The 10620-nt window shown below is 69.7% G+C and carries 11 protein-coding genes; 8 read left to right on the top strand and 3 right to left on the bottom strand.

Annotation, left to right across the window (positions count from 1 at the left end):
• Nucleotides 1-642: ATP-binding response regulator (locus NC595_RS20295; RefSeq protein ID WP_253569205.1), on the top strand; the 642-nt coding region annotated here is incomplete at its 5' end.
• Nucleotides 643-723: 81 nt separating this feature from the next.
• Here NC595_RS20295 and NC595_RS20290 read toward each other — a convergent pair.
• Both NC595_RS20290 and NC595_RS20285 read right to left on the bottom strand, forming a co-directional pair.
• The gene (locus NC595_RS20290; protein WP_253569204.1) at nucleotides 724-1296 is read right to left on the bottom strand and encodes a cysteine hydrolase family protein; all 573 of its coding nucleotides are present in this window, start codon (nucleotides 1294-1296) and stop codon (nucleotides 724-726) included.
• A gap of 33 nt (nucleotides 1297-1329) precedes the next feature.
• Nucleotides 1330-1989 (bottom strand): response regulator transcription factor, encoded by a 660-nt coding sequence (locus tag NC595_RS20285; RefSeq protein ID WP_253569203.1) that lies wholly within the window; start codon nucleotides 1987-1989, stop codon nucleotides 1330-1332.
• A gap of 131 nt (nucleotides 1990-2120) precedes the next feature.
• Here NC595_RS20285 and NC595_RS20280 point away from each other — a divergent pair, with 131 nt between their 5' ends.
• The 5 genes from NC595_RS20280 to NC595_RS20260 all read left to right on the top strand — a co-directional run bounded on the left by NC595_RS20280 (nucleotide 2121) and on the right by NC595_RS20260 (nucleotide 7455).
• A complete protein-coding gene (locus NC595_RS20280) occupies nucleotides 2121-3515 on the top strand; it encodes an NfeD family protein (RefSeq protein WP_253569202.1) in 1395 nt (464 codons plus the stop codon).
• Between the two features lie 52 nt (nucleotides 3516-3567).
• Entirely contained in the window at nucleotides 3568-4344 is a 777-nt protein-coding gene (locus tag NC595_RS20275; protein WP_253569201.1) for a slipin family protein, read from the top strand.
• A 98-nt stretch (nucleotides 4345-4442) separates the two neighbouring features.
• Nucleotides 4443-6281, top strand: a complete 1839-nt coding sequence (locus NC595_RS20270) for a D-(-)-3-hydroxybutyrate oligomer hydrolase (RefSeq protein WP_253569200.1) — start codon at nucleotides 4443-4445, stop codon at nucleotides 6279-6281.
• A gap of 111 nt (nucleotides 6282-6392) precedes the next feature.
• Nucleotides 6393-6902, top strand: coding sequence for a peptidylprolyl isomerase (locus NC595_RS20265; protein WP_253569199.1), 510 nt, complete (start codon nucleotides 6393-6395; stop codon nucleotides 6900-6902).
• A 37-nt stretch (nucleotides 6903-6939) separates the two neighbouring features.
• Entirely contained in the window at nucleotides 6940-7455 is a 516-nt protein-coding gene (locus NC595_RS20260; RefSeq protein WP_425493182.1) for a YidB family protein, read from the top strand.
• Nucleotides 7456-7493: 38 nt separating this feature from the next.
• Here NC595_RS20260 and NC595_RS20255 read toward each other — a convergent pair whose 3' ends face one another.
• Nucleotides 7494-7751 (bottom strand): GlsB/YeaQ/YmgE family stress response membrane protein, encoded by a 258-nt coding sequence (locus NC595_RS20255; protein ID WP_253569197.1) that lies wholly within the window; start codon nucleotides 7749-7751, stop codon nucleotides 7494-7496.
• A 189-nt stretch (nucleotides 7752-7940) separates the two neighbouring features.
• Here NC595_RS20255 and NC595_RS20250 point away from each other — a divergent pair, with 189 nt between their 5' ends.
• Both NC595_RS20250 and NC595_RS20245 read left to right on the top strand, forming a co-directional pair.
• Entirely contained in the window at nucleotides 7941-9140 is a 1200-nt protein-coding gene (locus tag NC595_RS20250) for an aminotransferase class I/II-fold pyridoxal phosphate-dependent enzyme (protein ID WP_253569196.1), read from the top strand.
• A 113-nt stretch (nucleotides 9141-9253) separates the two neighbouring features.
• Nucleotides 9254-10240 carry a malate dehydrogenase gene (locus NC595_RS20245; RefSeq protein WP_253569195.1) on the top strand — a complete coding sequence of 329 codons (987 nt, stop codon included), beginning with the start codon at nucleotides 9254-9256 and terminating at the stop codon, nucleotides 10238-10240.
• The last annotated feature ends 380 nt before the right edge of the window (nucleotides 10241-10620 follow it).

The following is a 10620-nucleotide window of genomic DNA, read 5'->3' as shown; positions in this document are numbered from 1 at the left end:
GACGCGCTGCGGGTGGAGGTGTGGGATACCGGGCCCGGCATCGCGCTGGAGGAGCAGCAACTGATCTTCCAGGAGTTCCGCCGCGGCAGCGCCGCGGGCGGGCAGGGGCTGGGACTGGGCCTGTCGATCGCCCAGCGGATGGCCGCGCTGCTCGGCCATCCGCTGGGCCTGCGCTCCACGCCGGGACGCGGCAGCGTGTTCCATCTGGCGCTGCCACTGGCGCGGCCGATGCGCCCGACCGCGCTGCCGGTGTCCTCGCTGCTGCCGGTGGCATCGGGCCGCGCGCTGGTGCTGGACAACGAGCCGGCGGCGCTGGCGGCGCTCGAGCATCTGCTCGTCGGCTGGGGCTGGCAGGTGCATGCGGCGCGACAGGCCGAGCAGGCGCTGGCCGCGCCGTGGCGGCCGGACATCCAGATCCTCGACTACCACCTGGATGCCGGCCGCACCGGCATGGACGTGTGGGTACAGCTGCGCGAGCGTCACGCGGACGTCGCCACCGTGATCCTCACCGCCGACCGCGACAGCGAGCTGCGCCAGCGGCTGCAGGATCTCGGCGCGGTGGTGCTGCACAAGCCGCTCAAGCCGCTGGCGCTGCGGCAGGTGCTGCAGCGGGTGGCCAGCGCGCAGCAGGCCGCGGTGTAGGAGCGCACCCTGTGCGCGATGGCTTTTCCGCCGCCGGCACAGAAGACCATTCGCGCACAGGGTGCGCTCCTACAGGGGGTGTCAGGCGGCGACGTGCCCGATCCAGTCGTCGATCGTGCGCACCGTCGCCTGGCGCGGGAACACTTTTTCCGTGAGCACGCGATGCACCTCGGCATCGCCGTCCATGCAGCCGTCGGCGAGCACGGTGAGGCGGTAATCGAGGTCGGCGGCGAGCCGCACGGTGGACAGCACCACGCCGCTGGTGGAGACACCGGCCAGCACCAGGTGGCGGATGTGGCCGCCGCGCAGCACCACGTCCAGGTCGCTGCCGGCGAACGCGCTGATGCGCCGCTTGGTGACGATCACGTCCTGCGGCTGCACCGCCAGGTCCGGATGGATGCCGGCCGCATCGGTCGATTCCAGCAGGCGGCCGCTGCCACGGATGCCGGCGAAGATCGCGTTGTCGGCCGACACCTCCGGATAGCCGTCGCGGAACGCCACGCGGACCCAGATCACCGGCAGTCCAGCGTGGCGTGCGGCGGCCAGCGCGCGGCGGATGCGCGGCAGGTAGTCGGCGTCGCCGTAGCTGGCGAGGATTCCGGGCTGAAGGTCCATCAGCAGCAGGGCGGTGTCGGCGCGGGAAGCGTCGGTCATGGGAAGTCTCCTTCGTCGGGGATGGGGCGTGGATCAGACGACCCGCGCAGGCTCGCCCAGTTCCAGCGCCTTCAGCACGCCGCTGGCCTGGGTGCGGTTGCGCACGCCGAGCTTCTCGAAGATCGCGGTGACGTGCGCTTTCACCGTGCGCTCCTGGATCGCCAGGCGGTCGGCGATCTGCTTGTTGAGCAGGCCGTCGGCCAGCAGCACCAGCACGCGGTATTGCTGTTCGGTGAGGCTGGCCAACCGGGCGGCCAGGTTGCTGTCGGCCGGATCGGCCGGTAGCGCGGCCACGCTCTCGGCCAGCGCCGGCGGCAACCAGGTGCCGCAGTCGAGCACACAGCGGATCGCCTCGCCGATCTCGGCCGGGCTGGCGCTCTTGGGAATGAATCCGGCGGCGCCGTGGTCCAGCGCGCGGCGGACCACCCGCGGCTCGTCGTGCGCGGACACCACCAGCACGGCCACCCCGGGGTGCTGACCGCGCAGCGCGGCGAGACCGCTCAGCCCCTGGCTGCCGGGCATGTGCAGGTCGAGCAGCACCAGATCGATGTCGGCATCGGCCCGCAGCGCTTCCAGCGCGCCATGCAGGTCGGCCGCTTCCAGCACGGTGCAACCGGTGACGCTGGTCGCGGCGGCCTGGTGCAGGGCGGCGCGGAACAGCGGGTGGTCGTCGGCAATCAACAGGCGAGTCATCCGCCGAACGGTAGCCGGGCCCGCCGTTGCCGTCGAGGGTGGTTGGTCACGGCCAGCTCCCGCGCTATCTGCTTCTGAACACTCGACGCGCTACGCTCGGTGTGTCCCGTGGCGCCCGGAGGACGACGGACATGGCAGGGATGTGGCGATACCCGATGTCGCTGCTGTCGATCGCGGCCTTGCTGCTCGGCATGACATCAGCCGTGCGCGCCGCCACGGTGGCGGACGCCCCGCCGATGGTGGCGCGGATCGCGTTGGACGGAGCGATCGGCCCGGCCACTGCGGAGTACGTCCATGACGCGAGTCGCCAGGCGGTCGCCGCCGGCGCCAGCGCGATCGTGCTGCAGCTGGACACACCCGGCGGGCTGGCCGGGTCGATGCGCGACATCGTTGCCGACATGCTGGCCAGCCCGGTACCGGTGCTGGTCTACGTGGCGCCGGGCGGGGCACGGGCCGCCTCGGCAGGCACCTACATCCTCTACGCCGCGCAACTGGCGGCGATGGCACCGGGCACGCACCTCGGAGCGGCGACGCCGGTGTCCCTGGGCGGCGGCACGCCGCTGCCGCTGCCGAAGGCCGCGCCCGTCCCCGCGGGCGCGGCCTCATCCGGTTCGCCGTCGCCGCTCGCCGGGCCCGGCGGCGATGCCGAAACGCACAAGGTGCTCAACGACGCCATCGCCTACCTCCGTTCTTTGGCGCAATTGCGCGGCCGCAATGCGGCCTGGGCGGAGCAGGCAGTGCGTGGAGCGGCCACGCTGACCGCGACCGAGGCGAAGCAGCAGCGGGTGATCGACCTCATCGCCACCGACCTGCCCGACCTGCTGGCCCAGGCGGACGGCCGCACCGTGCGGGTCGGCGAGCGCGAGGTGACGCTGCACCTGCGCGGCGCCACGGTGCGCGATTTCGCGCCAGGGGCCCGTGTCCGCTTCCTGTCCGTCATCACCGATCCGACGATCGCCTATCTGCTGTTGCTCGCTGGCATCTTCGGCCTGCTGCTGGAGGCGCTGCATCCGGGCGCGATGCTGCCCGGCATCGTCGGCGGGATCTGCCTGCTGGTGGCGTTCTATGCGCTGCAGCTGCTGCCGGTGAACTACGCCGGGCTGGCCCTGATGGCGCTGGGCATCGGCCTGCTGGTGGCCGAGGCACTGACGCCGACGGTCGGCGCGCTCGGTGTCGGCGGGGTCATTTCCTTCGTGCTGGGGTCAGTCATGCTGATGCATTCGGGAACACCGGGATATGCGGTGAACATCGGGGTGATCGCCGGGATCGCGGTGGCCGCGTCGCTGTCGCTGGCGCTGCTGCTGTGGCTGGTACTTGCCGCGCGCCGTGCGCGACGGATCAGCGGCGACGATGCGTTGCGCGATGCGCAGGGCGAGCTGCTGGCCGCGCTGGAACCCGGTGCGGAGGGCTGGGCGCGAGTGCTGGGCGAACGCTGGCGGGTACGCGCCGAGGTTGCACTGCCGGCGGGCGCACGCGTGCGGGTGCTTCGCCGGACTGGCCTGCTGCTGTGGGTCGCGCCGGCCTGATCGATGTGCCGCCGGTGTGCCGGCGGCTTTCCTGGGACTGATGGAGATGGACATGTTCGGATTCATGGGTGTGCTGGTGCTGCTGGTGGCGTTCCTGCTGTTCTCCTCGATCAAGGTGCTGCCGGAATACCAGCGCGGGGTCGTGCTCACACTGGGCCGCTACACCGGCACCAAGGGGCCGGGCCTGATCCTGCTGGTGCCGGTGGTGCAGCGCATGCTGCGGGTGGACCTGCGCATCATGGTGATGGACGTGCCGCCGCAGGACGTGATCTCGCGCGACAACGTCTCGGTGCGGGTCAACGCGGTGGTGTACTTCCGCGTGGTCGAGCCGGACAAGGCGGTGCTGCAGGTGTCGGACTTCTACCAGGCCACCAGCCAACTGGCGCAGACGCGGCTGCGTTCGGTGCTCGGCCAGCACGAGCTGGACGAGATCCTGTCGCAGCGCGAATCGATCAACCAGACGCTGCAGGGCATCCTCGACGAGGCGACCGATCCGTGGGGCATCAAGGTGGCCAACGTGGAAATCAAGGATGTCGACCTCAACGACACCATGGTCCGCGCGATTGCCCGCCAGGCCGAGGCCGAGCGCGAGCGCCGCGCCAAGGTGATCCACGCCGACGGCGAGATGCAGGCGGCGGAGAAGCTGCGCGATGCGGCGCAGATGCTGTCGCAGCAGCCGCAGGCGCTGCAGTTGCGCTACCTGCAGACGCTGGCCGACATGTCCTCCAACGGCAAGTCGTCGACCATCGTGTTCCCGTTGCCGCTGGACCTGATCAAGCCGCTGATGGAGGCGCTGCCGCCGAAATCCGCTGGCACGCGCCCGGACTGAGGTCGCCCGCGGCGCCGTTGCATGTTGCGTCGCACGCGGTGTGCGGCCATGGACTTTCGTACGATGGCGGCCACGCAGGCGGTTGCTATGGTGCACGGATGAACCTGCGCACCTTCTGCATGCCGCTGCTGGCGCTGGCCCTGCCGGCCTGTGCTGCGCTCCCATCCCGACCGGAGGCGGTGATGACCCATCCCGGATTCCTGGTCGGCGACGTCCGCGTCACCGACCATCGCGATCACGATGACCTGCTCAGTGCAGGGCTTGGCCTGGCCGGCCTGGCCGGTGCGCCCTCGCCGATCGCCGATCCTGCGCATCCGACACCCGCCGAGCTGCGCCGGCGGGCGATCCAGACCAACTGGAAAGGCATCGCCGACCTGGGCCCGCTGGGCGGATACGGCACGGTCTACGGTGGCGTGCCGGACGTCCCCGGGCGCGAATACCAGGCTTTTGCCCGGGTGCCCGGCGCGAGCCAGCCGCATCGCGTGCTGCTGCAGGTGCCGGATCATTTCGACCAGGCGCATCGTTGCCTGGTGGTGGCGCCGTCGTCCGGCTCGCGCGGGGTGTACGGCGCGATTTCGCTGGCTGGCGCCTGGGGTCTGCCGAAGGGCTGCGCGGTGGCTTATACCGACAAGGGCACTGGCCCAGGCTACTTCGATTACGCCGACGACACCGGGGTGCAGTTGGACGGCACGCGGGCGAAGCGCGGCGAGGCGGTGCTGGAGTTCGAACCGAAGCCGGCCCCGGCCGACGCCGGCATCGCGGTCAAGCAGATGCACTCCGGCGACAACCCCGAGGCCGACTGGGGTCGCGACGTGATCCAGGCGGCCCGGTTCGGCCTGGCTATGCTCGATCGCGCTTTCCCCGAGCAGGCGCCTTTCACGCCGCAGAACACGAAGATCATCGCCACCGGCCTGTCCAATGGCGGCGGCGCGGTGCTGCAGGCGGCCGGTCTGGACGACGGGCACCTGTTCGCCGGCGTGGTGGCGCTGGAGCCGAACGTCTACGTCGAAGGCCACGGCCGGCCGATGTACGACTACGCCACCGAGGCGGCGATCTGGCTGCCGTGCGCGTTGACCGCGCCACGTTTCGCCCACGTGCCGTTCGGACGTGCGCCGGACGGTTCGGTCCCGCCGGGGCGGATACAGCGTTGCGCCAGCCTGCATGCCGATGGTCGATTGCCGGGTGCCACGGTGGCAGTGCAGGGCGAGGCGGCCTACGAGCGGCTGCGTTCCCACGGTTGGACCGACGAGGCGATGGCGACCGCGGCCAGCACCACGTCGTTCGATCTCTGGCGGGTGATCGCCGCCGGCTATGCGTCGTCCTATGCCCGTACCGGTGCCACCGACATGCCTTGCGGCTTCCATTACGTCACGATCGACAAGGACAACCATCCGGCGCCGGCCGACGCGGCGACGCGCGCAGCGTGGTGGGCCGACGGCTCGGGTATCCCGCCCGGCAACGGCATCGCCCTGCGTGGCGGCATGGACCACTCCGACGATCCGACCCTGGCCGGGCTCGACTGCCTGCGCAACCTGTGGACTGGCGACGGCAGCGAGGCACGCACCCTGCATGCCAGCGTCGCCGCCACCGCGGTGAAGCTGCCGCGGGCGGACCTGCCGCTGTGGGTGCTGCACGGCGCCGGCGACGGCCTGCTGCCGACCGCGTTCAGCTCCGAACCCTACGTGGCCTGGCTGCGCAGCGAGGGGCGCGCGCCGCTGTACTGGCGGGTGCCGTACGCCCAGCATTTCGATGCTTTCCTCGCCGTGCCCGGTTTCGGCGCAGCGCACATACCCCTGATGCCCTACGGCTACGCCGCGCTGGACCGCATGTGGGTGCATCTGTTCGAGGGGGCCCCTTGGCCGAAGGCGCTGCCGACACCGGCAGCCTCCGCCCGCGGCGAGGGCGTGCTGCGCCGGGAGATGCTGGGCCTGCCCTGAGCGCCGCCGCGCCCGCTCGGCGCGCGCCGGGTGCCTGCGTTATCCTTGGCGGCCGTTTGCCGCCGCGCCCCGGCGCGGCGACGCGTTCCACCCGAACCCAAGGATTGCCCCATGTCCATCCAGCTCACGCTCCAGACCAACCGCGGCCCGATCCGCCTGCGCCTGCACGACGACAAGACCCCGGTGACCGTGGCCAGTTTCGTCAATCTGGTGCGTCGCGGCTATTACGACGGCCTGTCGTTCCACCGCGTGATCGCCGACTTCATGATCCAGGGCGGCTGCCCGCTGGGCACCGGCACCGGTGGCCCGGGCTACAAGTTCGAGGACGAGTTCAATCCGTCGCTGCGCCATGACAAGCCGGGCATCCTGTCGATGGCCAATGCCGGTCCGCGGACCAACGGCAGCCAGTTCTTCATCACCCACGGCGCCACGCCTTGGCTGGACGGCAAGCACAGCGTGTTCGGCGAAGTGCTGGGCGTCGAGGACCAGGCGGTGGTCGACGCGATCCGCCAGGGCGACGTGATCGAGAAGGCCACCGTCGAAGGAGACGTCGATGCGCTGCTGGCGGCCCAGGCCGAGCGCTTGAAGGAGTGGAACGCGATCCTCGACGCCCGCGGCTGAGGCCGGCATCACGACCATTTTCGGCGGCCACCCTCGGGTGGCCGCTGTCGTTTCGGACTCGTCATGCGATGCGGTGGTTGCGCCAGGGCGATCGGCCTATGCTCGGCCGGCGAGGTGCGGTGGCGCGCCGGTCCAGGGAGTTCGAGCCATGTCGTTGCTGGGAGATCTGATAGGCGGGAGCGGGCAGGGCGGCGGTTCCCTGCTGGGGGTGGCCGGCGAGTTGATCGAGCGCGCCGGCGGCGTGCAGGGCCTGGTGGCGATGCTGCAACAGCACGGCCTGGGCGATGCGGTGCAGTCTTGGGTGGGTGCCGGCGCCAACCAGCCGGTGTCGCCGGGCCAGCTCGGCCAGGCACTGGGTAATGGTGGCCTGGGTGGCGTGATCGAGTCGATGGCCAGCAGGCTCGGTACCGATCCGCAGGCGCTGCTCGGCCAGCTGTCGCAGGTGTTGCCGCATGCGGTCGACCACCTGACGCCGGACGGGCAGGTGCCGTCGGGCAATGGCGGCGTCGATCTCAGCGCACTGGCCGGACTGGCCGGCAAGCTGTTCGGCTGAACGGCAGGGGCCCGGCGCCGGTGCACCGGGCCCCTCGCTCAGGAGGCCTTGTTCTTGAACACCATGTGGTAGGCCAGCAACAGGACCACCGCACCGATCACCGAGGCGATCCAGCCGGCCGACTGGCCGGGGGCGTACATGTGCAGCACGTGGACGCCGACCCAGGTTGCCAACAACGAGCCGGCGATGCCGATCAGGCCGGTGACGATGAAGCCGCCCGGGTCGCGCCCCGGGGTGAGCAGCTTGGCGACTACGCCGACCACCAGGCCGACCAGGAATACCCAAAGCCAATGCATATGCGGACCCTCCTCCGGCGATGGGCGCTCCGACCCGTTCCGCGCGCCATCCCGGCGTCGCAGGCCGCTGCGGCGGCACTTCGCGCATCTTGCCGTGGGTACGACCTTGGTGGTGTGGCCTGACCGGCGGCCGGTAGGCGCGTGTTAAACTTCGCCGGTTTGCTGCCCGCAAATCCCTTCGAGGACACCATGCCCCAGCTCGCCCAGCGCGTCGGTCGCGCCAAGCCCAGCGCGATCATGCTGATCGCCGAAAAAGCCAAGCAGCTCAAGGCTGCCGGCCGCGACGTCATCAGCTTTTCCATCGGTGTGCCGAACTTCCTGCCGGGCGAGCACGTGTACGCCGCGGCGCGCGAATCGCTCAGCCGCGATTCCGGCCAGTACGGCAGCAACCGCGGCGCCGAGACGTTGCTGGACGCCTTCCTCAAGCACATCGAGGCGCTGGGCCTCACCGGCTACGGCCGCATGAACCTCTCCATCGGCATCGGTGCCAAGCAGGTGCTGTACAACCTGGCCGAGGCGATGCTCGACGAGGGCGACGAGATCTGCTTTGCCGCGCCGTTCTGGACCACCTACCGCGACATCGCCGACATCGTCGGGGCGAAGGCCAACATCCTGCACTGCGGCCCGGACCAGAACTACAAGCTCATTCCCGCGCAGCTGGAAGAAGCGCTGAAGCGCAAGCCGAAGGTGTTCCTGTTCAACAACCCGTCGAACCCCACCGGCATGGTCTACACGGGCGAGGAAATCGCCGCGCTGGCCGAGGTGCTGGTGAAGTATCCGGACACCTGGATCATCACCGACGACATCTACAACTCGATGGTGTTCGACGGCCTGGGCTACCACAACTTCGTGCACGCCAGGCCGGAGCTGAAGGACCGGCTGGTGTTCGTCGATTCGCTGTCCAAGACGTACGGCATGCCGGGCTGGCGCGTGGGTTTCATCGCCGGTCCCGAGTCGGTGGCCAAGGCGGTCACCACGCTCAACTCCAACCACATCACCAGCCTGCCGGAAGTGATCACCGCCGCCGCCGTGGCCGCGCTCACCGGGCCGCAGGATGTGCCCGCGGCCAAGTGCGTCGAGTTCGCCGCCAAGCGCGACACCGTGATGGCCGCGCTGAACGCGATCCCCGGCGTGGTCTGCCCGCGGCCGCAGGGTGCGTTCTATGCCTTCCCGGATATCTCGGTCGCGTTCGGCAAGCGCCGCGGCGAGCTGGCCATCACCGACGACGTGAGCTTCTGCGCCGCGCTGCTGGAAGCCAAGGGCGTGGCCTGCGTGCCGGGCTCGGCCTTCGGCGAGCCGCGCGCCATGCGCATCTCCTACACCTGCCCGACGGTCCAGCTGCAACCGGGCCTCGACCGTATCGCCCAGTTCTTCGCCGAACTCACCTGACACCCCTGTAGGAGCGGCTTCAGCCGCGATGCTTTTCAGACGACCGCAGCAAGAGCATCGCGGCTGAAGCCGCTCCTACAAATGCCTCACCTTCCCACCAAGGAGCCACCCCCATGAAAGCCCCCGTTCGAGTTGCCGTCACCGGCGCCGCCGGCCAGATCGGTTACGCCCTGCTGTTCCGTATCGCCGCGGGCGACATGCTGGGTCCGGACCAGCCGGTGATCCTGCACATGCTGGAGATCACCCCGGCGCTGCCGACGCTGCAGGGCGTGGTGATGGAGCTCAATGACTGCGCGTTCCCGCTGCTCGACGGCACCGTCGCCACCGACGACGTCAACGTCGCATTCAAGGACGTCGACTACGCGCTGCTGGTCGGCGCGCGTCCGCGCGGCCCGGGCATGGAGCGCAAGGACCTGCTCGAGGCCAACGGCGCCATCTTCGGTCCGCAGGGCAAGGCGCTGAACGACCACGCCAAGCGCGACGTGAAGGTGCTGGTGGTCGGCAACCCGGCCAACACCAACGCCCTGATCGCCCAGCAGAACGCCCCGGACCTGGATCCGAACTGCTTCACCGCGATGGTGCGCCTGGACCACAACCGCGCGATGAGCCAGCTGGCCGAGAAGACCGGCAAGCACTCCACCGACATCAAGAAGATGACGATCTGGGGCAACCACAGCTCCACGCAGTACCCGGACCTGCACCACGCCACCGTGGACGGCAAGCCGGCGCTGAGCCTGGTCGAGCAGAGCTGGTACGAGAGCGACTTCATCCCGACCGTGCAGCAGCGCGGCGCGGCGATCATCAAGGCCCGAGGCGCTTCGTCGGCCGCCTCCGCCGCCTCGGCCGCGATCGACCACATGCGCTCGTGGGCGCTGGGCACCGCCGAGGGCGACTGGGTCTCGATGGGCATCCCGTCGGACGGTTCCTACGGCATCGCCCCGGGCGTGATCTACGGCTACCCGGTGACGATCAAGAACGGCAAGTACGCGATCGTGCAGGGCCTGGAAATCAACGATTTCTCCCGCGCCCGCATGGATGCCACCGACAAGGAGCTGCGCGAGGAGCGCGCGGGCGTCGAGCACCTGTTCGCGAAGAAGTAAGCCGGCTCGTTTTGGCTTGAGGGAAGGGCGGCTTCGGCCGCCCTTTTCTTTTTGTTTGGTCGTCGCGGACCTGGCTGGATATTTCCTCAGCGTCATCCCAGCGAGGAGCTCTTCAACAGCCGGAGGCTGGTCAAGCTGGGATCCAGTGACTTCGCTCCGCATTGGCGAGGCGGTGCGCGGATGGGCGTGTGCATTTGTTGCAGACTCAAAAGCGGTTTCGACGTCCGTCGGCCGCCGAGTCACTTTCTCTTGCTTGCCCAAGAGAAAGTAACGGCGGTTTCTAAGATCAAGTGCACCACCCCACGACAAGGTGATGCATGGGCCAGCACTACGGACATCTGAGCGCCGAAGAACGCGGCGCGATCATGGTTGGCAAGACG

The sequence above is a fragment of the Dyella lutea genome, from assembly GCF_024158035.1.
Lineage (GTDB): Bacteria > Pseudomonadota > Gammaproteobacteria > Xanthomonadales > Rhodanobacteraceae > Dyella_A > Dyella_A lutea.
This window is presented reverse-complemented; position numbering and strand designations above follow the sequence as displayed.